Raw genomic sequence first — 22,678 nt, 5'->3', positions numbered from 1 at the left:
ATTATTGCTTTTTAATTGACTTTTAATAATGGGATTTCAATATATAATTTTGTTCCTTTATTAACAACAGAATCTATTTTAAAAAAACCATTTAACTTCTTTATTCTAGACTCTATATTCTTTAAACCAATTCCAGAATATTTTTTTTCTGTAGGAAATCCCATACCATCATCTATTACTTGTAATAACAAATTGGTATTTTTATTTTTTAAAATTACTTGAACTTGTTTTGCTTGAGCATATTTATTAATATTTTGAACAGCCTCCTGTAAAACCCTATAACAATTAATTTTTATTTCATTAGAAATATGACTCCAATGCAATTCCTCTGAGGCTTCTATACTAAATGTAAATCCACCAACTTGCGACTGTTCGTGTAACAGTTGTTCTATTATCTGTATAAAATTTGCCTTATCTATTAATTCGTTTTTTAACTCATGAGAAATAACTCGAATTTCTTTTTCTATTTCTTGTAATTCATCTATGTATTTTTGATGTTGATTTTGAGTAAACTCATCAGCTTGAATATCTAAAAAGCCTAAGCCCATACGTGTACCAAATATTTTCCCTAAAACACCATCGTGTAATTCTTCAGATATCCGATGACGCTCTTTCATTTTTCCTTCATCTAAAATTTCTTGCTGTTTTAACAATAACTGATATACTTCTTGATTAGCCTGTTGCTGAGCTGCCTCTAACTGTAAAGCCTTATTTTTAGAACGTTGCAACCTAACAAAATACAAAAGCGACAAAACTAATATTAAGGCTATTGAACTAATTAATATAATGGTTTGTTGAGCAGATAACCTATTAGCCTCTTCTATATATTCATCTGTTTCAAAACGAATTCTAGCAAATTTATTTTTTAAAAAGTTTTCTTGTTTTGACACCTCTTTTTCAACATCAACATATTCATTTAAATACTTATACGAATTCTTCTTATCTATTTCAGATAAAAATTGTAACGAAGCTAATACATCTCCAGGATGGGCAATTTTTTTTGCTAACCTATTTGCCTCTTTTGCTAATATTAAAGCCTGTACTGTATCTTTAAATTTATAATTATACTCTGCTAAAGAAAGTTTACTAGAAATAATTCCGAGTACATGATTTATACTATCTCTTATTTTTAATGACTCCAATAATTCTTTTTCAACAATAAGAGTATCGTTACTTAACAACCTCGAATAAGCTATATTGGTTTTTAAAGAAGCATAGAGTCTTATATTGTCTTTATAAAGATCTTTCATTTCTAATGCTTTATTAAAATAACTCAAAGCTTGTTTATAATTATTTTGCTCTTTATAAATGAGACCTATATTATTAAGAGTAGCCGCTTTATAAGCACTATTGTTATCTAATTTTTCCAGTACAGACAAAGCCTTTTTGTGGTATTTTTTTGAATTGTTATAGTCATAACTATTACCATACATTACTCCTAATAAATTATAACACTTATATACACCTTTCACTTCATTAGATAACTCATAACTAGGTATTGTTCTAAAAACATTAGATTCACATCCCAAGTAATCTTTAATCTTATATTGTATAAAGGCCATGTTATATAACATTTTTCCTTCATACCTATTATTGCCAAGTCTTTTGTATTTATCATAAGCTTTTTTATAAAAATAATAAGCAGAATCATATACTTCATAGTTCGAAAAAAAACTTCCATAACTCCAATATGACTTAGCTAAACCCAACTCATCATTCAGTTCTTTCGACATTACAAAAGCTTCTTTATTAACTTTTCTAAAAAATAACGAATCTTTTACTTTTTTGGCTTGAAAAGCCACATCTAACAACTTACTGTTTTTAATTGAATCATTACCTATATCATTAATTAACCTATATGCTTCATATAAATATTTTCTTCTTTTCTCAATACTATTCTTTTTATTTTTTGCGGCCTCAATTGATGATTCTATTTGTAAATTTTTAGAAAAAACAACATCTTTTTTATTACAACTGCAATAAACAACCAGTATAAAAATTGCTATATACTTAGGTAAACACTTCAAATTATTCGTTTTAACTTCAAACAAATCTAACAAAAAAACCTTAGTCAATTGCCTAAGGTTTTTACTATTCATTTCGAGTTTTTTTTATTCATCATCATCATTTTCTACCTCTTCATCACCGCCAGTATCTCTAGCCACTTCATCATTTATCTCAACCTCCATTTCTTTTTGAGGTTCATTCATAATTACATCATCTGTAGTACAAGAAAAAAATACGGTTGCAAACATTACTAACATTACTACTTTTTTTAAATTTTTCATCTTTAATAAATTTTGGTTTTTAATTGCGAGCCGTTTAGCTCATTTTCACATTCATTAAGAAGGTGTTTGCCACTCTCTTTCCGTAACCAAAATTTTTTCAGTTTTTTTTATAAAAATTTAAAACATAGCTTAAACCTCATGTATAAAAGGGCTTAACTGTTCTATAATACTTTATTCAAAAAGTTATTTACTCCCTCTAATGAGTTAATTTTATAAAAGCTCTCTCTGTTTTTTCTTTAAGAATCGATAATAATTAAAGTGTATATCGTTTTTCTTCTTACAAAGCTCTTAGTACGGTAAAACCGCCTTTTAAGAAAAAATCATCTTATTAACAATACAACAACATGACTACCAACTACTTGAAACCAGGTGTATTTTTTAAAGAAGTCACCTACGGTAATTTTTAGGGTTTTTTAGTATTATTGCTTTCCCAAAACTCTATTATTTGAATTTTTTATTCCGTAAAAAACAATCTTTTACAGATGATGAAATCATCCGTATTTTAACTTCTAATCATAGATTAGAAAATGCAGTATTGCGCTTTTTATACACAGAAGTGCAACCATCTTTATACAAACTAATTCTTAGTAAAGGAGGTATATCGAATGATGCAGAAGATATCATTCAAGATGCAATAATTGTCTTTTACGAAAAAGCTAAACAAAACCAATTACAAATTGAAAAAACCATAACAGGTTATATTTATACGGTAGGTAAATATATGTGGTATAATAGGTTGAGAAAAAACAAAGAGCATTTGTATTTAGATAGTGATCATGTAATTTCTTTAGGTTTAGATGAATTTGATTTGGAGCTCTTCCATACCAATGAAACGAGATTTGTACAGGAGTTACTTTCTAAAATAAGTAAGGCATGTCAAAACATACTACAGCAAAGTATTTTTGAAAGAATAACTATGGATAAAATTGCTTTATTACACGGTTATAAAAATGAACAAATTGCTAGGAATAAAAAATACAGGTGCTTAAAAGATTTGCGTTCTATAGTTGAACAATCTACTCAATATCAAACAGTGATAAACGAATTGTGTTATGAATAATAAATACCTTATAAAAAAGTTCTTTCGCAATGAACTCACCAAAGAAGAAGCTAAATTATTTTCTCAAAAAAAAGAAGATCCTTTATTTTTAGAGGAGTTAGAAAATGAAATAATAGCTATACAAAGTCGAAAACAGTTAAAACAAAAACTTCAAGGAGTTGGAAAGGATATAAATAATAGTAAAAAAGCTCGCAAAAAGTTTTTCCCTTTAAGCATAGCTGCCTCTGTTATTTTGTTAATTGGTGCTTTTTTCTTTTTCAGTCATTCACCGAACAACCAAGAATTGTTTAACGAATACTACAACACTTATCCAAATATTTATACTCAAAAAGGAAGTGAAAATGAAAACAAAACCATCTTTGAAAAGACTATGATCTTATACGACGCTAAACAATACTCATTAGCTAAACAAAATTTTGAAGTAATAGCAGCAAAAAACACTTTATCGGACGCCGAAAGCTTTTACTACGGTGCTACTTTATTAGAACTTAAAAACACCAAACAAGCCATACAACAATTTAATGGTATTGCTAACGACTCTCCTTTATACAAAGATGCTCAATGGTATTTGGCCTTGAGTTATATACAAGTTAACAACATTGATTTAGCAAAAACTACATTACAAAACCTACAGAATAAAGTTAGTATTAAAAAGCAGGAGAAAATAATTAGTTTACTTAACCAATTATAACCTGCGAAGAGAAAACAATTATGATAAATTAAGTTCTTTTTTAAAAAAATCTAACAACACAAACACCCCACTAAACACCGTGTAATAATTTATGAAAAAACTATTCATACTCTTAACAACTATAATCCCTTATATTATTTATAGCCAAAACAATTATGAGTACAGATCTATTAACGACAGTCTTAATGTTAGTATTAAAAAAAATAATTATGCATCGGTAATAAATTTTGGAGAACAACTTTTAAATAAATTTAAAAATGAATTAGCTGATAGTAGTTTAGTTCGCATTAAACTTAACACTGGATATGCGCATAAGCATAGCGGAAACTTACAAAAGGCTAAACAATATGCCAATGATTGTATCATAAAATTAGAAAAGCAGAATTCAAAAAACATCCAACTAGCTAAAGCATATGAATTACTAGCATTATCATATAACCATAGTAGTGGAAACATTGGTGTAGAGCCTGGCATTGATGCTGCAAATAAAGCCTTAGCTATTCGAAAGAAGATTTTTGGGAATGATCATCATGAACTATACCGACCTTATTTTATTAAGGGTGAATTATATATCATTTTAAGGGATAAGGATGCTAGTCTAGAAAACAATTATAAAGGTTTAAATGTTCTTCAAAAAAAATTTGGAGAAAATCACATTGGTATCACAAGAGGATATAAAAATATAGGTTTGGTTTATGCCAATGAAAATGAATACGACAAAGCTTTGAAACACTTATTAAAAGCGCAAAAAATAAGAGAAAAGTTATTTCCTCATGTATCTCTTTTAGGTCATTCTAATTTATGTACTAACTTAGCTACTTTATATTATAGACTTGGTGAACACAATAAAGGCTTATTATATCAAGAAAAGGCATTAGAATTAAAGCAGAAAATTTTAGGAAAAGACAGCCCTACTTTAATAAATTCTTATGCTAGAGTTGCTGCTTTTGCTACACTTACAAGAAATTATGAAAAAGCGAAGAATTACTTTTCCAAAGCAATTGACTTTACTTTATCTCAAGAAAATATTAAATATGGAGAACTCGCTCAATATTATAATGCCATTGCTAAAATGTACAGTAGTCTTAAGCAGTATCATAAAGCTATAACCTACTTCCATAAGGCTATGATTACCAAAAAAAAGTAGACCTTAAAGTTTCTAACAAACACTTTTCTACTATATTCAACAATTTAGCAGATTCGCACCTAAAAAATAAAGATTTAGACTCTGCCTTATATTATGGTAATAAAGCCTTAATAAACTGGCCTACTACTCTTTATAGTGGAATTGCAAAATCTCACAACATATTAGGCTTGATATATCATGAAAAAAAAGACTTTAAAAAATCGCTAGCTTCTCATAAAAAAGCACTTTTTCACACTCAAAAAATAAGCAATACCAACCCCCTTTCTATAACTGAGAAAAACAATCATATTATTAAAGCATTGATATACGACTCTCAGTTAAACCAAGCAAAAACTCAGTTAGATCAAGTTAAAAATATTGTCTTTTCTGGAAAAAACAATTATGATTTAAAAAACACTAAAAACGATATACTCGTAGAAGAGTATTTAACCAACAGTATTTTATACCATAAAAAAAAATCACTAATAGAGAAAAAAGATCAACATTTAGACTCTATAAAATATTATTACAAACAACTAGATTTTTTTCATGATAAGTTACAAGAAAGAACATTAAACAACAAATCTAACCAGATCTTAGCAGAAATAGGCTACTCTTTTTATGAACGATACATTAATGATCTTGAAAATATTTTTGATTCAAACAACCAACAAAAATCATTTGAATTAGCCGAAAAAAATAAGTCCAGACGCTTACTAGAAAAGATTAATATACAAAACACCTCTTTTAAAAAAATTCCTGATTCCTTATTTAAAGAAGAGAAAAACATTGTAAACCAAATTATCTCAAACGAAACAAAAAAGAATACTGCACACGATAGCTTAAAAAGTAAAATTTCTGATAAAATTTTTGAATTAAAAAGAGAACAAGAGAAACTAGAAAAACTATTTAAGCATAAATATCCAGAATATCATCAACTAAAATACGATACTAAGATTAGTAGTATTAAGGATATTCAAAGCAAACTTTCTACCAATCAAAGTTTATTAGAATATTTTGTTGGAGATGAAAACATTTTCATCTTCGCTATTACTAAAGACATTTATATTGTTAAACAACTTAAAAAAGACTTCCCTCTAAAAGAATGGGTAGAAAACCTCCGTAATGGCATTTACTCCTATTGGAATAATAAAAAGGGCGATTTAGATGAGTACAATAAATTATATCGTAAAAATGCGTTTAATTTATATCATAAATTAATCAATCCAATTAAAAACCTATTAACAGAAGAAGTTATCATTGTGCCTGATGCCGAATTAAACTTCATACCTTTTGATGCTTTATTGACAGATAAAAATGATGACAAATCATATTTAATTAAAGATTATCAAATTAGCTATAATTATTCTGCTACTCATTATTTACAATTACTAAACGGTAAACAAAAAAAAACTACAAAAAGTATTTTAGCTGTTGCCCCTTCTTTTAATAAAAAAGCCTTTGACTATGAGTCTTTACTAGCTAAAAGGTCTGACTTAAGTAATTTAGAATATAACATACCAGAAGCAAAATCTGTTTCTGCTTTATTTAATGGAACCTTATTAGAAAGTAATCATGCTACTAAAGAAAACTTCTTAAAACAAGCTAAAAACTTTAATATCATTCACTTATCCACTCATGCCAAATCTAATGATGCCATGGGAGAGTTTTCATACATTGCTTTTCAAAAAGAAACAGACTCAACTAGTATTAACGATAGTCGTTTATATGTTAACGAATTATACAATTTAGATTTAAATGCTGATTTAGTAGTTTTAAGTGCTTGTGAAACTGGCTTAGGAGAATTAAAACGTGGTGAAGGAGTTATTAGCTTAGCGAGAGGTTTTACCTATGCTGGAGCTAAAAGTACCATTACTAGTTTATGGAGCGTTAACGATGCACAAACTACTAAACTTATGGAATCATTCTACACCAATTTAAAAGAAGGAATGACCAAAGACAAAGCCTTAAGACAAGCTAAATTAGATTACCTTAATAATGAAAATTTAAACGCCCCTTATTTCTGGGCTGGATTCATTCCAGCTGGAGACATGAGCGTTATCTCTTCTAATACCAATTATTGGTGTTGGATAGTAGGTATAATTATTTTAGTAATGTTTTTTATCTTTAACAGAAAGAGAAGTAAAAAACTGAGATAAATATCTATGAACAATAATTTGCTAAATTATTGTTTATGGAGTTTCCCTAACTCAAAAAACACTTTAACTAAATATAATAAATAGTTAACTAATTGTTCATTGAATAAACAAGTGTTTGTTTATAAGTTTGGTATAAACAAAAAACATATAGAACTTATGAAAGCACAGAAAAAAAACTTTACAAAAATGAATTTCCTTGGAGTAGTCTTATTCGCTTTGTTTGCATTAAACACTTCTTTCGCACAAACAAACGAAAAAACTATTAGTGGAACCATTAGTGATTCTTATGGCCCTATAGAAGATGTAAACATCGTACTTAAAGGAACTAAAACAGGCACAACTACCAATGAAAAAGGTGAATTTACTTTTCCAAAAAGTTTAGCCAAAGGAGATATTTTAATTGTTAGTTATTTAGGCTATAAAACACAAAACATAACTATTACAGAAAACACTAAAAGTTTAGTTCTCGTTTTAAAAGATGATTTAATCGAAATTGCTGGCGCTTTAAACAACAACACACCATATAAATCTAAACGAAGCAAATAACATTATATCCTTTATAAATGAAAATAATATTATACATACTATTTATCATTTCCATACTCCAATGCAATGCTCAAACAGCAAATATTAATCATCTTAATTTCAAAAAAGCAGATAGTATTGCATTGGTTTATAAAGGAGAAAAATTAGATAACTTGCCCATTCTAACTCATAACCTAACCTCCAATTTATCTTCAGATACTGAAAAATTCAGAGCTATTTACAAATGGGTTTGTACTAACATAGAGAATGATTATAATCTTTACTACAAAAACAGTTTTAAAAGAGGTAAATACAAAGACAACCCTAACAAACTCCTAGAATGGAATAATGGATTTAGAAGGACTCTTTTCAAAACACTTTTAAAGAAAAAAAGAACCATTTGTACTGGTTATGCCTTTATAGTAAAGCAACTTGCTGAGTTAGCAAATATAGATTGTGTTATTGTAAACGGTTATGGAAAAACTAGCAGCACAAGTAAAACAGATTTGAGTATTCCTAACCATTCTTGGAATGCTGTAAAACTAGATAACAAATGGTATTTGTGCGATGCAACTTGGGCTAGCGGAGTACAAAACCCAGAGACTATGAATTTTGAGTTTCATTACAATGACGGTTTCTTTCTTAGTCCACCAGAATTGTTTGCAATTAATCACCTACCTGAAAACCCAAAATGGTTGCTTACTCAAAAAACACCTCCTGAATTTGTTACATTTTTAAACAACCCAGTTTTATACAACGATGCTTATACTTATTTAACCGACCATGTTTCACCTAAAAAAATGCACCATGAGATTCAACTCAACAAAGAGATTAATTTTAAATATTCATTGAAAAAACAAATACTAAAAGAAAATGTTAAGCTATTAATAGATAACGGATCTAGCAGCAAAAAAATCACTCCTAAATCCGTTAGCATTAAAAACAATATATTAAGTTTTACTCAACCATTTCACAAAAAAGGTTTTTATGATGTTCATTTGTTTTTAGACAATTATATTATTGCTACTTATACGGTTAAGGTTCAAAAAGCAGCTATTTAACTTCCAATCCTAAGTAGAAAAAACACCTAAGATGCAATAACAGAACAGAACCCAAAATTAGTAAACTTATCAGCTTAACTTTCAGATTACTATTTTCTTTATAAAACATATAATATAACAAATACATTCCTGAGCTTGCCACCCCTATTAAAAGCATTAAATGAATCCAAGCTAACCCTTGAGAGTCACTTGTTCCTCCTGCAAACAACTTCACCCCTATATCTTGCAATGAAATTAAAAAGCCTATCAAAAAAGTTTTTACACAAGTATTAATCTTCATCTCCATAACAAAAACCGTAATCACACATATCACAATTGGAGAAAACATAATACTAGATGGTGGTAAAAAATGTCCTAAAGCCACATTAATTAAAATTATAATTAATGAGTAAATAAACCACTTACTCTTCCTTAACATAATCCTTAATAGAAACTTCATCTATCATTACATCAGCCAATACCGCTTTTCCATTTTTCACATAAACCACCGCATAAGTATCGTTTTCTGGTATGCTATCTCTTAGAACCGACATTGATGTTATTTCTGCTTCATACGCTTTATTTTCATCCATGTAGTAACGATCAAACTCATAATCAAAATTCAATTTACCACTAGTAAGGTTATACCAGTTTACTTTCGCTTTTACATAATTATCAGAGTTTGCAAACTCGTTTTTGCTAATTTTATCTATAGTGGCATACCCCAAACTATCTTTCAGCTTTACATAAACATCGTCTCCTCTATTCCAAGTACTATCTTTTGTTTTAATAGAAGTTTCTTGATATCTAAGCGTTATATACTTTCCTCTAAAAGGATCTGTTGGATCTACTGGCCTGGTCTTAAACTTGTATTTCTTTCCTTCTTTTAAAACAGCTTCTTTACCCGCAATCATTTGATATGGGATAAACAATTGCACCAGTGCCAAGCTAATAAAAATTAAAAATATATGTATGGTTTTCATGTTATTTCTTTTTAGCGTTTAACTTCATCATGGTATAATTGGCTACAAAGAACCCTACACCAATTAAAACAAATAATATTCCTCTTATTACAAAGCTTATATTGGTATCGAAAAACCTACAAATAATTAATGTTGATATAATCAATAACCCGTAATTCATTATTGCAAAATGGGTTTTATCAACTCCACGTTTTATAGCCATTACTCCTAATAAGAATAATAACACATTTACCAATATAGTTCCTACAACATTGAACTGAAGTCCGATAAAAAATAGTAACACAAACAAACATCCGATATACAAAAACAGGTTAAAACTTTCCTTTTGAGACTTCAATTTATTCATTACCAACAGCCCGATATTTATCAGTAATAAAACAACAACTATCATAAATTCTTGAGATGAATAGTTAATTGAGGCATTCAATTCTTCCCAAATCCATTTAAAACTTGAAATGAGTAATACTACAATCATACCTATAGACCCTAAAACTGCAAAACCGTTTTTTCTTAAGGAATGATTTTTAAATAGAGGCAACATTCCTATTATATACAAAGAACTAAATAGCAATATATACATAACAAGTAACAACTCCCATTCTTTAACTACAAAAGAACCTAAAACACTTATTAAACTAAGCGGTAGTAACCAGTTACTTACGGCTAACACATTTACCAAGCCTTCTTTTTTATACTTTACTAAATAGAAAGGGATAACAGAAATAATTAATAATAAATACATCCAAGGAGTTTTATTATTCCCTAAGCCAAATTGACAAGCATAATAGGTTGAAAAGATAATCGTTAGTAAATACAAGGCATTAGACCTTAATAAATAAATCAGCGGTAAACACAATGCTATCCAAGTTAACAAGTAAGTGCTAAAATTACCTGGTATATTATATATCTGGCTTATTAAAGCCATACCAGATCCTACAGCAAAGAACAGAAAAACACCCGACGATTCTCGCCAACTAGCGCTTTTCTTTTTAAGGATAGAATACCCACACATAACTTGACCTATCAACAAGGGTATAAATGCTAATAATGTCTTTATATATTTAGGCAAGAAATCCCAATTATGAGCTATAATTAATATAATTCCTAGACCTACTAGAATCGATCCTAAAACCCCAAAAACGGTTAATAATTTATTTGGAGATGAGACTTCTTTACTAGAATAATATTGTTTTATTCTATCTGATATTTCTTGAGTAATTACCTCATCTTTTACTAGTTGAGGCAATTCATTTAAAATCTTTGATTTCATATATTCAAATTTTAATGCCTCGACTAATTGAGCCAAGGCATTAGGTTAGCCAACCACATCAAACAACTTCTTGTTGCTTTAATGCTTTTAAAGATATTACTTATTTTCTTTCTCCTCTTCTTTACTTAAAAACTGTACATCTCTAGTGTTTTTTTGCACCGCTATGGCTGCAAATAAACTTAGTAGAAAAGACATGCCATAAAATCCTTTTTCACTTAATAACAAATCTGCATTCCATAATCCAATTACTAATAACACTATAGAAGCTATGGTAACAAACCAACTTATACCATAATACATTTCTGTAACTGCAATTCCTTCTAATTTATCTCTTACTGCTTTTTGAACTGATATTACAGAAAACAACCCGAATAATAATATAGTAAAATAGTAGCCTTTTTCATTTAACTGCATATCAGCATTCCATAATCCAATACAAAAAGAAACTACACCTATTAATAAGGTTGACCATGATGCTCCTATAAAAGCCGAAGTTGGTTTAGCATTAAATACTTCTTTCTTTTTAACTGCTTTTTTTGTTTCTAAATTCTCTTTTGCTGAAACTGTTGTTTGATAATCCATAATTATTGTTTTTTAGTTAGTAATTATCTGTTATGATTTTTCTCAATCACAGTTCAAAATTGCAACAAAGGAAAAAAACCAGCAACACAAAAAACATTAAAAACTTACGATTTAAAATCATTTAAAACACCAATAAATCAATTATTTTAGATACTTTTACTTTAAAACTTACGATTTAAAATGACAAGATTAAATAGTTTAATTAGAAGCTTAACCGTTGATGAGCAGACACGATTTAAAAATTACCTTCAAAATAAAAACAGAAGAGGTGACACCAAAAACATAGAATTATTTAATCTTCTTCTTAATTCTGAACTATCTAATCAAACAATATTTGAATCCTTATACACTCCAAATAAAAGAGGCGCATATCACGCTCTTAGAAAAAGACTTCATGACTCTTTGATTGAGTTTATAGCTCATGAAAATTTAGAGAATGAAAATTCTCTAGAGTCTGGAATCATTAAATTAATTGTAGCTGCAAGATCTTTATTTTTTAAAAAACAATATAAAACCGCCTATTTAGTTTTAGAAAAGGCTGAAAAACTTGCTCAAGAAAATCTGCTGTATCCATTACTAGCAGAGGTTCATCATACACAAATTCAATATGCATACTGCAATCCTGAGATAAACCTGACTGAACTTATTCAAAATTCTGACCTTAACTTAAAGCAATATATTCTTGAAGAAAAACTCAATCATATATATGCACAGTTACGTTTAATAGTTAATCAAACAAGAGAATCGCAATTACATAGTTTTCCTCAATTGATAGAAAATCAATTAAACAAACACAACATTAGTATTGAAAATGACTTATCTTTTAAATCACTTTATCAATTAAGCACTTTAGCTAGTTTAGCAGCTTATACAACTAAAGATTATAATAGTATAGAGTCCTTTTTAACCAATTGCTATCAAAAAATTAAACAACAGACTAATAGATTTAGTCAGAGTTTTTATCACATTCAGGTTTTATACCAATTAGCCAATATGTATTTTAGAAATAAAAAGTTTCAACAAGCTTTCTCCTTTTTAGATTCAATGCATCAAGAAATGTTATCTAATTCAAAAAAACATTACAAAACATTTCTTTTAAAACATCAAAACCTACTAGCCCTATGCTATAATTATACTAATCAAAACAGTTTGGCCATAGAAATAGCTCAAGACAATATTTCTAAAAAGCACCCAGACTCTGAAATTACTTTAGATGTAAAATTATGCTTAAGCATGTATTATTTTCATAAAGAAGATTTTAAATCTTCTTTAAAAACAATTAATTCTTTATATCATTCTGACAATTGGTATCGTAAAAAAACTAATGAAGAATGGATTATAAAAAAAAACTTAATCGAACTATTAATTCATATTGAATTAGATAATTTTAACCTTGTAGAGTCAAGGCTTCTTAGCTTTAAACGAAAACACTTTTCTTATCTAAAAGAACAGCATCAAAACCGAGTTATTACATTTATTTTATTAATAGAAGAGTACTATTTAATAAACAACAATATAGTTACTACTGAGTTAACAGAAAAAATTAAAACTTCTTTTGAATTTAAAGAAGCTAGACTAGAAGACATCTTTGTTATGAGTTTTTACTCCTGGTTAAAATCTAAAATCACCAACTCTAACACTTACACAACCACCCTTGATATGATAAAAAATTGTTAAAGAACATATTCATATTAAACCTTTTAATAATTGGCTAGTCATAAAAGCAAATAAATTTAAAACTTATAAACATGAAAAAAATATTTGTATTAGCCTTTTTAATTATAAGCTCTACTTCTTTTGCACAAGAAAGAAGAGGCCAACATCATAGAAAAGGAAAAATGGAAATGATGAAAGATCTTTCTCCAGAACAGATGGCTACCTTAAAGACTAAAAAAATGACTTTAGCTTTAGACTTAACAGAGTCTCAACAAAAAAAGATTTATGATTTCAACTTAAAAAATGCTACTGTAAGAAAAGCCAAAATAGAAGCCCACAAAGCAGCTATAAAAAAGAACACTGATAAGAAATTAGCATTAAGTGCTGATGAAAAATACAATCGAGCTAATGAAAGACTCGATCAGCAAATAGCTATGAAAAAAGAGCTGTCTGCAATACTTACAAAAGAACAATTAGAAAAGATGGAGCAAATGAGAGAGAGAAGAAAAATGAGGAAGAAAAAAGCTCATATGAGAAAAAAGTTAGAAAAGTAACTTCTAAAGCACCTGAATAATAGGTGCTTTTCTAGTTAGTAAAAGCTTGAATTCATTTTTTTTACTTACTTTTAGCATCAGAAATTATTAATCCACTATTTAAAAATTATAAATTATGAAAAAGTTCATAGCTGTTTTAGCTTTTTTCACTGTAACTTTATTAAGCACAGACGCTGCTTTTGCTCAAGAAGCTAGACAAAACTTTCAAGCAATTGCTAAGCACAAAACACATGAAATAACTAAACAATTTAAGGTAGACGGAAAAAGTCAGAGAGTTATTTACAATGCTTATATGTTACGTGAACGTAAATTAGCTGCCATGCTAAGAAATAACCCTAATACAGCTGCAGATACTAAAGCTATCGATACTGAATTATACTCAAAATTAAAAACTGTTTTAACTGAAGAGCAAATAAAGAAGTTAAAGCAAATGGATATTGAGAAGCCAAAAACAAAAAAGTAAAAACATTAATTTACTTAACAAAGAAAGCCTTGATAATATCAAGGCTTTCTTTATATATACACTTATTTTTACAATACTTTATTGCAAGCTTCTATAGTTTTATCTAAATCTTCATAAGTCAATGCATCACATAAAAACCATGTTTCGTATGCACTTGGTGCTATATAAACCCCTTCTGCTAATAATGCATGAAAGAAATCTTTAAACTGCTGATTATCTCCAGCTTTTGCTGAATTAAAGTCAACAACAGCTTCTTTGGCAAAATGTACAGATATCATAGAACCTACTTGATTGATTGTAAAATCTATTTCTTTACTTTCTAAAACTTTCCTTAAACCTGCGTGTAAATAGTCTGTCTTCTCTTTTAACCTATTAAATATATCAACATCTGTATTTAACTCTTGTAACATTGCCAACCCTGCAGCCATTGCTAAAGGATTTCCAGACAAGGTTCCAGCTTGATAAACTGGACCTAAGGGAGCTAAAAAGTTCATTATTTCGTTTCTTGCTGCAAAAGCTCCTACAGGTAGTCCACCTCCTATTACTTTTCCAAAACAAACAATATCTGCAGCTACATTAAACAACTCTTGTGCTCCACCTTTAGCCAACCTAAAACCAGTCATTACCTCATCAAAAATCAATAAAATATTATTCGCATCGCAAACATTTCTTAACTCTTGCAAAAAGCCTTCCTTTGGAGGAATACATCCCATATTTCCAGCAACTGGCTCTAATATTATACAAGCTATTTCATTAGTATTAGCCGCTATTATATCTTTTACATTTTCAATATCATTATAATTAGCTAAAAGAGTATCTTGAGCAGTTCCTTTGGTTACACCCGGGCTATTAGGAGAGCCGAATGTAATTGCTCCACTACCTGCTTGGATTAAAAAAGAGTCTGAATGACCATGATAACAACCCGCAAACTTGATTATTTTTTCTTTACCGGTAAAGCCTCTTGCTAAACGAACTGCACTCATACAAGCTTCTGTACCAGAATTAACAAATCGAATCTTATCTATATTTGGCACCATTGAAACAGCTAACCTAGCTATTTCTGTTTCTATTTCTGTTGGTGTACCAAATGAAGTTCCTAATTTTGCTTTTTCTATAATTGCATTAATTACTTTTGAATGCGCATGACCTAAAATCATTGGCCCCCAAGAATTGATATAATCTATTAATTCGTTACCATCTTCATCATACAAATAAGCTCCTTTTGCTTCTTTAATATAAATAGGATCGCCTCCTACTGATTTAAAAGCTCTAACAGGCGAGTTAACTCCTCCTGGAATATACTGAGACGCTTCATGAAACAAAGCACTACTTCTTTTATATGCTATCATTCTATTTTAATTTTATTTCTTGACCTACAGACAATTCTGTAGAGTTTAACCCATTTACTCTCTTTAACACTTCAACTGTAGTATTATTACTTCTTGAAATACTATACAGAGTATCACCTTTTTTAACTATATATATAGACTCATCTACTGCTGATGTCAAATCTTCAATAGAATCTTCTACTACAGTAATATCTTTATCATATTTATGTAAATCATATCGTTCTATTAAACTAATTAACTTAGCAGGATATTTAGAATCTGTAGCATAACCAGCTTTTCTCAATCCTTTTGCCCAGCCCTTATAATCTGTCTTTTTTAATTTGAACAAAGATGCATAACGGCCTCTTGAAGTTAAAAATAATGAATGATCTTTAAACGATTCTCTAGGGTCATGATACTTTCTAAAACACTCTTGTTTTTTATCATCATCATGGTATACTTTTTCTCCATTCCATCCATGACATTTAATACCAAAATGATTGTTTGCTCTTTTGGTTAAATCTCCCTCTCCCGCACCAGACTCTAAAATTCCTTGGGCTAAAGTAATACTAGCTGGTATGCCAAATTGCTTCATTTCATACTGTGCTATTGCTGAATATTGGCTAATATAATTAACTACTTTGTTAGACGAGTTTGGATTGACCCCAATAGCAGGCAAATTAGAATCTTGATTCTTTTCCTGACCATGAGTGTTCGTTTTTGGAGCATTACTAACTTCTGGTTTATTTTCACCATATTTTCGTTGTTCTTCTTTTGATGTAATGACTCTACTAGAACCACAGCTAACCAACAAAACAACTAACAATAAACTGCATATTTTATTCATTTCAACTTGTTTATATATTTATTAATGGCATTCCCTTTTTTAAAAGCAGTTTATTCATTCCTTCAATAGCTTGCAAACCACCCGTATGTATGGCTAAAATACTCCTATTTTTAGGAAAGTATTCTTTTTTTATTAAATCGTATATACCAAACATCATTTTACCGTTATATATAGGATCTAATAATATTCCTGTATCCCGTTTAAACTCATTAATAAAATCTACCAACTCTCTATTGATTTTAGCGTAACCTCCAAAATGATAATCTGTTTGTAATTGCCAATTCGTTTTATTGGTTAATTGAGTAATATCTTTTTTTAAAAAATCTCCTTTTAATGCAGAGAATCCAATTATTTCTTGATTTTCTTTACTTGAATTAATAAGGCCCGCCATAGTCCCTCCAGTACCAACTGGACAACAAACATAATCATATTTTTTATCCTCTGTATCTAGAATTTCTTCGCAACCTTTTATTGCCAAACTATTAGTTCCTCCTTCTGGCAACAAATAAAAGCATCCAAATCTTTTTCTCAAAGTATTTATATAAGCCTGATCTTTTCTTCTTCTATACTCTTCTCTGGTAACAAAATGAAATTGCATTCCGTTTTCTTGTGCTTTTAATAATGTTGGATTATCATGAATTTTACTTTTTAACTCTTCTCCCCTTACAACTCCAATAACATCAATCCCATATAATTTCTTAACAAAAGATGCCGCATAAATATGATTTGAATACGCCCCACCAAATGTCAATACCTTACTAATTTTCAATCGATTAACTTCACATAAATTATACTTCAGTTTTCTAAATTTATTACCCGAAATACCTTTTCCTAGCAAATCATCTCTTTTAACGGACAGACGAACAGTATTCAAATTACCGCGAATTACATTATTTACACCTTTAAAACTCAAATAATCCTTTTTTAATAACTTTTTAACGATTTTAATGAAGAATTCTCATTTTTATGGGTAACAAAATAAATTATAACCACTAACTTAGCAGTATCAATAATGAAGTCTAACCCTAATACTTCAAACTATGTACAAAATTACTCAAACACTTCGCAAAAATAACTTTTTAGTTTTATTTTTTTTATCAACCTTTACTTCTATAGGACAAGTAGGAATAGGAACCACTACACCCAGTACAACTTTAGAGATAGTCGCAAATGGCACTAATGACGGGTTGCTAATACCTCGTGTAAACTCTTTCACTGCCTTAGGAGCAGCACAAAACAGCGCTTTAATATATTTAACGACCACGATTGGAACCAATACACCTGGTTTTTATTTCTGGGATAACGGAGCCAGCATATGGAGACCTTTATTAGACAACTATAAAGGCTGGACAACAGAAGGAAATACAGGAACAAACTCAGCAGTCAATTATATTGGAACTACAGATGGGCAAGCCCTTACTTTTAGAACCAATAACACAGAACGATTTAGAATAGCTAATGCAAATCAAGTACACGCATTGGCTAATGGAACTGCAGCAAGACCTTTTTATTCATGGGAAAATGATGATGATGTAGGAATGTATAAAACTGGTAACGATCAATTATCATTAGCCGCTGGAGGACTTGAATTCCTACGATTACGTGAAGCTGGATCGGATCAATTAGTAGTTAATGAAGGAAGCAACGATATTAATTTTAGAGTTGAATCTAACAACAACCAAAATATGCTTTTAGTAGATTCTGGAGCAGATGCCGTTACTGTTGGATACGCAGGAGCTACCACAGAACAATTTGGATCTATTAATTTTGCTTTAGGTTATGACGCCATTGTAGGAATGAATAACGACACTGTTGGAAATGCAGTTTGGGCCGTAAATATTAATAATAACGGTACGGGAATTATTGGAGCTAGTGACGGAAATAGTGTTTATAACCCAACAGGATCTGGAATTGCAGGATCTGGATTAAGCTTAGGAGTATTTGGTTATGCTGGAGCAGGTAACACTTTAGGAAATATGGCGGCAAGATTTTCTTTAGATAGAGACAATAATGTAAATACTCTTAACAATAGATGTCAAGCAGAAATTGCAGCTTATGACACTACTAACTACGGTGGTAACGCCTATTATGGAGGTTACTTTGAAGGTAATGGTTCTTGGGCGTATGTAGGATTAAATTACGGAGGTACCTATTATAAAATTGCAGGAAACGGTAGCGTTTCTTCTATGATAAAAGATAAAGAAAACAAAGAAAGAGTTATTTATTGCCCTGAAGCTCCAGAAATTACATTGCAAGATTCTGGAAATGGTAAACTAATTAACGGTAAAGCAACTATAAACATAGATGAAGTAGTATCAAGGAATATTACAGTTAATAAAAAACATCCATTGAAAGTTTTTATACAGTTAGAAGGAGATTGTAATGGCGTTTATGTAAATAACAAATCAAATAAAAGTTTTACTGTTAATGAGCTAAAAAACGGAAAATCTAACACTAGTTTTTCATGGTTTATCATTGCAAATAGAGCAGATGAATACGAAAACGGAACATTGATCTCTAAAAATGCTGATGTAAGATTACCTTTTGGACCAGGAATGAAATCTCAACATAGAGCAGCTAAAAAAGAAATGAAAAGAAATATTAATTAATCCGATGAATATTGAATCCTAGGTAATTAAAAACTCAAAAAAGAAGCTATCTTTTTTGGGTTTTTTAATTATTTAACTCAATCGGTCTTTACAAAATCTAATAATTCAACATACAATTTTCGCCAACTACCCCATATAGCAGTCCCACTAAAAGTGTAATTATGTACAACCATTGAAAAAACTCCACCTACTTCTTTTACACTATTTACAATTGGCTGTAATTGATTTAAAGCAGATTTTGCTTCTGTATTTCTAAAAATATAATCTAATACGCAAAACGGATATATTTTTAAAGGTGTTTGCATTTCATAGTCTAAATCATAAAAATAAAAAGGAGTACAAGTTCCTGCTCTAAAACCTACCTCAGACACGTAGCCCATAGTATAATCTGACTGAACCCCTAAATCAATCAGATTCCTATAACTGTGAGGTAACTTTAACTTAGAAAAAGAGTTCCTACTACTTTGCAATGGTTTGTTTAAAATTTTTTCAAACCGCAACTTTTCTTTTTTTAAAATCTCTTTATCATCCAAAGCCAAAAAAGAACCTTTTAACCCTATTTCAAAATAATCACCTACATACTTTATAAGTGTTCTAAAATGTTTATTATTATGATTTATACTTTTATCGTAATTAGAATAATCTGCTAATAAAAAAAAGAAAATAGGCTTAAAACCTCTCTTTTTATGATTATTAATCAACCACTTATAAGTATCGAAAGGATCTTTTCTTAATTTAAACAAAACAGAGCTTCTATTGTACAAATCAACAAACCTAAGTCCCAATAAATCTTTTAACCCACCTCCCAAGGTTCTTATAAAACCTTTATGTGCATATTTATAAGCAACCGGAACGTCTATAATTGGTTGAAATTGAAACTTTCTAGCTGTAAACTCAAAATCATGAAAATATGACTGTAATATTTTTTTGAACTCAAATGCCCATATATCGACTACTGGTTGTTTTAAAAAATGATACCTATAAGCTAAACTCTCTTCTGGAGGAAATCTTCCAAAATCATCAGCAACATATGGCATATATTCTTCATATCTGCTCAACAAATAAAAACTAGCAGCAAAAATATCGAAAGGTATACTGCTCTTTTCTCCTACTCTAAAAAAACATTTAGTAGCATTCCAATTTTCTATTTTTATACTTACATCTGTTAAACCTTCTTCAAACAGTAAATAATGTGACTGAACAAATAATTCTTTTCCTAAAGGTTGTTTAGTATACGACATTTTTAACCCTTGATGTGCTATAAACTCCTCTACAACAGTAGTGAATTTAACCTCAACACCTAGTATTCTTACACAAATATGCTTAAACACATAACTTAATCTAGAAGTAATTTTATGAGTATAAACTAACAACATTACAATAGGTTTTGATCTGCAAAACTAGCATAAGCTTGTTCTGTTATTACTAAATGATCTAACAACTGTATATCTAGAGAATTACTAGCTAATTTAATTTTCTGAGTAATTTCTTTATCTGCCTTGCTTATTTTTAATGTTCCAGACGGATGATTATGAACCAGTATTATAGCCACAGAATTTAGCTCTAAAGCTTTCTTTAGAATTAACCTAATGTCTACCAAAGTACCAGTAATGCCTCCTTTACTCAATTGTATTTTAGACAAAACCTTATTAGAGTTATTTAGATATAACACCCAAAATTCTTCATGTTGCAAATCTCCTAAAACCGGTTGCATTAATTTAAAGACAGACTCACTTGAAGTAATTTTATTCAAGTCTTTTTTACGAGTCTCTCTTGTTCTTCTTCCTATTTCTAAAGCTGCAATAATACTTATAGCCTTTGCTTCTCCTATGCCTTTATATTTCTTTAATTGAGCTACCGATAATTTACTTAAAGCATTCAAATCATGATCTACATCTGCAAGCAATCTTCGACACAATCCTACCGCACTTTCTTCTATATTCCCCGAACCTATAAGTATTGCTAATAATTCTGCATCTGTTAAACCACCTTTTCCTTTCGCTAAAAGTTTTTCTCTAGGCCTGTCTGATTCTGACCAATCTTTTATAGAAAATTGTTTTGACATTTTATTCTAACAATTCTTTAACCTCTTTTAAATCTAAGCCTCCATAGTTTCCTGAACTCATTAAAAGCAATGCTGAATTGTCGAAATCTAAATCAAATAAGCTCTTTTTAAAATCATCTGGATTTGTATATATTTTTAAATCATTTCTTTTAAATGCATCAAATATTTGCTGTATACTTACTTCGCTTAATTTTTTTATAGCAACGGCCTTAGGAGAATAAAAAACATAAGCTTCGTCTGCAGCATCTAATGCATTTTCATATTCTTTTAAAAAATCAGCATTTAAACTACTATAAGTATGCAACTCTAAACAAGCTATTAATTTTCTGTTGCTATACTGTTTTGCTACTGCTTGAGTTGTAGCTTTTACTTTACTTGGAGAATGTGCAAAATCTTTATATGCAACTTTTCCTTTTCCCTCGGCTATTTTTTCTAAACGTTTACTCGCCCCTTTAAACGTACTTATTGCTTCATAAAAATCTTCTTCATCTACCCCCATATGTTGACAAATCCACTTAGCTCCAGCTAGATTACTTAAATTATGTTCCCCAAAAACCTCTATAGGTAATGGTCCTTCATTCGTTTCAATAAACGTTTTTCCATCTTCTATAAAATGTCTTGGCACTTGGTAGGGGTAACGCTTCATGATTTGATCTGAATCTTCAACTACTTTTTTTACTAACTCATCTTCCTCATTATAAACCATAATTGCCCCATTAGACAAGCAAGTTAAGAAGGTTTCAAACTGCTCAATATAATTTTCTATTGTTGGAAACACATTGATATGGTCCCAAGCTATACCACTTAATAATGCAATATTTGGTTTATATAAATGAAACTTTGGCCTTCTATCTATCGGAGAAGATAAATATTCATCTCCTTCTAACACTATAAAATCATTTTCCTCTGTTAAATGTACCATAGTATCAAAACCATCTAATTGCGCTCCAACCATGTAATCTACATCTTTATCATGATAATTCATCACATGCAGAATCATAGATGTTATAGTCGTTTTACCGTGAGACCCCCCAATAACTACTCTAGTTTTATTTTTAGATTGCTCATAAAGAAATTCTGGGTAAGAATAAATTGTTATTCCTAATTCTTGAGCTTTTAACAATTCTGGGTTATCTGCCTTAGCATGCATACCTAAAATAATCGCGTCAATGCTAGTGTTTATTTTCTCAGGAAACCAACCAAATTGTAGAGGCAATAATCCTTTCTTTTCTAACCTAGATTTTGATGGTTCAAAAATAGTATCATCACTTCCTGTTACTTCATATCCTTTTTGATGTAATGCCAAGGCTAAATTGTGCATAGCACTCCCTCCTATAGCTATAAAATGTACGCGCATAGTTGTTTTTCTTACTTAAAAGTAAATATACTAATTTGATTTACGATTTTGGCCTTTTGAATTGTGATTTTTCCT

The 22,678-nt window shown here is 29.7% G+C and carries 22 protein-coding genes; 10 read left to right on the top strand and 12 right to left on the bottom strand.

Annotated elements, in window-relative coordinates; genetic code table 11:
- Positions 1–11: 11 nt before the first annotated feature.
- Together ACFQ1O_RS12460 and ACFQ1O_RS12455 are read right to left on the bottom strand one after the other, a co-directional pair.
- Positions 12–2,099 (bottom strand): ATP-binding protein, encoded by a 2,088-nt coding sequence (locus ACFQ1O_RS12460; protein WP_377716361.1) that lies wholly within the window; start codon positions 2,097–2,099, stop codon positions 12–14.
- A 12-nt stretch (positions 2,100–2,111) separates the two neighbouring features.
- A complete protein-coding gene (locus ACFQ1O_RS12455; protein ID WP_377716360.1) occupies positions 2,112–2,288 on the bottom strand; it encodes a hypothetical protein in 177 nt (58 codons plus the stop codon).
- 445 nt (positions 2,289–2,733) lie between these two features.
- Here ACFQ1O_RS12455 and ACFQ1O_RS12450 point away from each other — a divergent pair, with 445 nt between their 5' ends.
- From ACFQ1O_RS12450 to ACFQ1O_RS12425, 6 genes are all read left to right on the top strand, one after another.
- The gene (locus tag ACFQ1O_RS12450; RefSeq protein WP_377716359.1) at positions 2,734–3,348 is read left to right on the top strand and encodes an RNA polymerase sigma factor; all 615 of its coding nucleotides are present in this window, start codon (positions 2,734–2,736) and stop codon (positions 3,346–3,348) included.
- On the top strand, positions 3,341–4,039 hold the full coding sequence (locus tag ACFQ1O_RS12445) for a tetratricopeptide repeat protein (RefSeq protein WP_377716358.1): 699 nt from the start codon (positions 3,341–3,343) through the stop codon (positions 4,037–4,039). Before ACFQ1O_RS12450 ends, ACFQ1O_RS12445 begins: the two co-directional genes overlap by 8 nt.
- 91 nt (positions 4,040–4,130) lie before the next feature.
- Positions 4,131–5,186: a tetratricopeptide repeat protein gene (locus tag ACFQ1O_RS12440; RefSeq protein ID WP_377716357.1), complete on the top strand. Its 1,056-nt coding sequence runs from the start codon at positions 4,131–4,133 to the stop codon at positions 5,184–5,186.
- 167 nt (positions 5,187–5,353) lie between these two features.
- A complete protein-coding gene (locus ACFQ1O_RS12435; protein ID WP_377716356.1) occupies positions 5,354–7,324 on the top strand; it encodes a CHAT domain-containing protein in 1,971 nt (656 codons plus the stop codon).
- Between the two features lie 156 nt (positions 7,325–7,480).
- Positions 7,481–7,870: a carboxypeptidase-like regulatory domain-containing protein gene (locus ACFQ1O_RS12430; RefSeq protein WP_377716355.1), complete on the top strand. Its 390-nt coding sequence runs from the start codon at positions 7,481–7,483 to the stop codon at positions 7,868–7,870.
- A 17-nt stretch (positions 7,871–7,887) separates the two neighbouring features.
- On the top strand, positions 7,888–8,910 hold the full coding sequence (locus ACFQ1O_RS12425) for a transglutaminase domain-containing protein (RefSeq protein WP_377716354.1): 1,023 nt from the start codon (positions 7,888–7,890) through the stop codon (positions 8,908–8,910).
- On the opposite strand, the gene ACFQ1O_RS12420 is transcribed toward ACFQ1O_RS12425, so the two are convergent.
- The 4 genes from ACFQ1O_RS12420 to yiaA form a co-directional block, all read right to left on the bottom strand.
- On the bottom strand, positions 8,903–9,328 hold the full coding sequence (locus tag ACFQ1O_RS12420; RefSeq protein WP_377716353.1) for a hypothetical protein: 426 nt from the start codon (positions 9,326–9,328) through the stop codon (positions 8,903–8,905). The genes ACFQ1O_RS12425 and ACFQ1O_RS12420 overlap by 8 nt on opposite strands.
- Positions 9,312–9,872: a GDYXXLXY domain-containing protein gene (locus tag ACFQ1O_RS12415; RefSeq protein ID WP_377716352.1), complete on the bottom strand. Its 561-nt coding sequence runs from the start codon at positions 9,870–9,872 to the stop codon at positions 9,312–9,314. Before ACFQ1O_RS12415 ends, ACFQ1O_RS12420 begins: the two co-directional genes overlap by 17 nt.
- A 1-nt stretch (position 9,873) precedes the next feature.
- Positions 9,874–11,142 (bottom strand): DUF2157 domain-containing protein, encoded by a 1,269-nt coding sequence (locus ACFQ1O_RS12410; RefSeq protein WP_377716351.1) that lies wholly within the window; start codon positions 11,140–11,142, stop codon positions 9,874–9,876.
- Positions 11,143–11,238: 96 nt separating this feature from the next.
- Positions 11,239–11,724: an inner membrane protein YiaA gene (yiaA, locus tag ACFQ1O_RS12405; RefSeq protein WP_377716350.1), complete on the bottom strand. Its 486-nt coding sequence runs from the start codon at positions 11,722–11,724 to the stop codon at positions 11,239–11,241.
- Between the two features lie 180 nt (positions 11,725–11,904).
- Here yiaA and ACFQ1O_RS12400 point away from each other — a divergent pair, with 180 nt between their 5' ends.
- From ACFQ1O_RS12400 to ACFQ1O_RS12390, 3 genes are all read left to right on the top strand, one after another.
- A complete protein-coding gene (locus ACFQ1O_RS12400) occupies positions 11,905–13,401 on the top strand; it encodes a tetratricopeptide repeat protein (protein WP_377716349.1) in 1,497 nt (498 codons plus the stop codon).
- A 71-nt stretch (positions 13,402–13,472) separates the two neighbouring features.
- The gene (locus tag ACFQ1O_RS12395) at positions 13,473–13,934 is read left to right on the top strand and encodes a hypothetical protein (RefSeq protein ID WP_377716348.1); all 462 of its coding nucleotides are present in this window, start codon (positions 13,473–13,475) and stop codon (positions 13,932–13,934) included.
- 115 nt (positions 13,935–14,049) lie between these two features.
- The gene (locus ACFQ1O_RS12390) at positions 14,050–14,397 is read left to right on the top strand and encodes a hypothetical protein (protein ID WP_377716347.1); all 348 of its coding nucleotides are present in this window, start codon (positions 14,050–14,052) and stop codon (positions 14,395–14,397) included.
- Between the two features lie 68 nt (positions 14,398–14,465).
- On the opposite strand, the gene hemL is transcribed toward ACFQ1O_RS12390, so the two are convergent.
- From hemL to ACFQ1O_RS12375, 3 genes are read right to left on the bottom strand one after another with little or no spacing between them, the layout of a single operon-like run.
- Positions 14,466–15,743: a glutamate-1-semialdehyde 2,1-aminomutase gene (hemL, locus tag ACFQ1O_RS12385; RefSeq protein WP_377716878.1), complete on the bottom strand. Its 1,278-nt coding sequence runs from the start codon at positions 15,741–15,743 to the stop codon at positions 14,466–14,468.
- A gap of 4 nt (positions 15,744–15,747) precedes the next feature.
- On the bottom strand, positions 15,748–16,572 hold the full coding sequence (locus ACFQ1O_RS12380; protein WP_377716346.1) for a glucosaminidase domain-containing protein: 825 nt from the start codon (positions 16,570–16,572) through the stop codon (positions 15,748–15,750).
- Between the two features lie 10 nt (positions 16,573–16,582).
- Positions 16,583–17,485, bottom strand: a complete 903-nt coding sequence (locus ACFQ1O_RS12375; protein ID WP_377716345.1) for a 1-aminocyclopropane-1-carboxylate deaminase/D-cysteine desulfhydrase — start codon at positions 17,483–17,485, stop codon at positions 16,583–16,585.
- A 127-nt stretch (positions 17,486–17,612) separates the two neighbouring features.
- Between ACFQ1O_RS12375 and ACFQ1O_RS12370 the strand changes: the two genes are divergently transcribed.
- On the top strand, positions 17,613–19,181 hold the full coding sequence (locus ACFQ1O_RS12370) for a hypothetical protein (protein ID WP_377716344.1): 1,569 nt from the start codon (positions 17,613–17,615) through the stop codon (positions 19,179–19,181).
- A 77-nt stretch (positions 19,182–19,258) separates the two neighbouring features.
- Here ACFQ1O_RS12370 and ACFQ1O_RS12365 read toward each other — a convergent pair whose 3' ends face one another.
- From ACFQ1O_RS12365 to ACFQ1O_RS12355, 3 genes are read right to left on the bottom strand one after another with little or no spacing between them, the layout of a single operon-like run.
- On the bottom strand, positions 19,259–20,557 hold the full coding sequence (locus ACFQ1O_RS12365) for a polysaccharide deacetylase family protein (RefSeq protein WP_377716343.1): 1,299 nt from the start codon (positions 20,555–20,557) through the stop codon (positions 19,259–19,261).
- Complete coding sequence (gene radC, locus ACFQ1O_RS12360; RefSeq protein WP_377716342.1) at positions 20,557–21,246, bottom strand: RadC family protein; 690 nt, start codon at positions 21,244–21,246, stop codon at positions 20,557–20,559. Before radC ends, ACFQ1O_RS12365 begins: the two co-directional genes overlap by 1 nt.
- 1 nt (position 21,247) lies before the next feature.
- Positions 21,248–22,603 carry a UDP-N-acetylmuramate--L-alanine ligase gene (locus ACFQ1O_RS12355; protein ID WP_377716341.1) on the bottom strand — a complete coding sequence of 452 codons (1,356 nt, stop codon included), beginning with the start codon at positions 22,601–22,603 and terminating at the stop codon, positions 21,248–21,250.
- Positions 22,604–22,678: the final 75 nt, after the last annotated feature.

It is taken from the genome of Pseudofulvibacter geojedonensis (assembly GCF_042675745.1).
Classification (GTDB): Bacteria; Bacteroidota; Bacteroidia; order Flavobacteriales; family Flavobacteriaceae; genus Pseudofulvibacter; species Pseudofulvibacter geojedonensis.
Note: the sequence above shows the minus strand (reverse complement) of the source record. Positions and strands in the feature narration are given on the sequence as shown.

Coding starts and splice junctions, on each gene's coding strand:
- ACFQ1O_RS12390 (WP_377716347.1), top strand. CDS start 14,050: ATGAAAAAGTTCATAGCTGTTTTAGCTTTTTTCACTGTAACTTTATTA.
- ACFQ1O_RS12460 (WP_377716361.1), bottom strand. CDS start 2,099: ATGAATAGTAAAAACCTTAGGCAATTGACTAAGGTTTTTTTGTTAGAT.
- ACFQ1O_RS12420 (WP_377716353.1), bottom strand. CDS start 9,328: ATGTTAAGGAAGAGTAAGTGGTTTATTTACTCATTAATTATAATTTTA.
- ACFQ1O_RS12400 (WP_377716349.1), top strand. CDS start 11,905: ATGACAAGATTAAATAGTTTAATTAGAAGCTTAACCGTTGATGAGCAG.
- ACFQ1O_RS12430 (WP_377716355.1), top strand. CDS start 7,481: ATGAAAGCACAGAAAAAAAACTTTACAAAAATGAATTTCCTTGGAGTA.
- ACFQ1O_RS12365 (WP_377716343.1), bottom strand. CDS start 20,557: ATGTTGTTAGTTTATACTCATAAAATTACTTCTAGATTAAGTTATGTG.
- ACFQ1O_RS12455 (WP_377716360.1), bottom strand. CDS start 2,288: ATGAAAAATTTAAAAAAAGTAGTAATGTTAGTAATGTTTGCAACCGTA.
- ACFQ1O_RS12410 (WP_377716351.1), bottom strand. CDS start 11,142: ATGAAATCAAAGATTTTAAATGAATTGCCTCAACTAGTAAAAGATGAG.
- radC (WP_377716342.1), bottom strand. CDS start 21,246: ATGTCAAAACAATTTTCTATAAAAGATTGGTCAGAATCAGACAGGCCT.
- ACFQ1O_RS12440 (WP_377716357.1), top strand. CDS start 4,131: ATGAAAAAACTATTCATACTCTTAACAACTATAATCCCTTATATTATT.
- ACFQ1O_RS12395 (WP_377716348.1), top strand. CDS start 13,473: ATGAAAAAAATATTTGTATTAGCCTTTTTAATTATAAGCTCTACTTCT.
- ACFQ1O_RS12370 (WP_377716344.1), top strand. CDS start 17,613: ATGTACAAAATTACTCAAACACTTCGCAAAAATAACTTTTTAGTTTTA.
- ACFQ1O_RS12355 (WP_377716341.1), bottom strand. CDS start 22,603: ATGCGCGTACATTTTATAGCTATAGGAGGGAGTGCTATGCACAATTTA.
- ACFQ1O_RS12415 (WP_377716352.1), bottom strand. CDS start 9,872: ATGAAAACCATACATATATTTTTAATTTTTATTAGCTTGGCACTGGTG.
- ACFQ1O_RS12425 (WP_377716354.1), top strand. CDS start 7,888: ATGAAAATAATATTATACATACTATTTATCATTTCCATACTCCAATGC.
- ACFQ1O_RS12445 (WP_377716358.1), top strand. CDS start 3,341: ATGAATAATAAATACCTTATAAAAAAGTTCTTTCGCAATGAACTCACC.
- yiaA (WP_377716350.1), bottom strand. CDS start 11,724: ATGGATTATCAAACAACAGTTTCAGCAAAAGAGAATTTAGAAACAAAA.
- ACFQ1O_RS12380 (WP_377716346.1), bottom strand. CDS start 16,572: ATGAATAAAATATGCAGTTTATTGTTAGTTGTTTTGTTGGTTAGCTGT.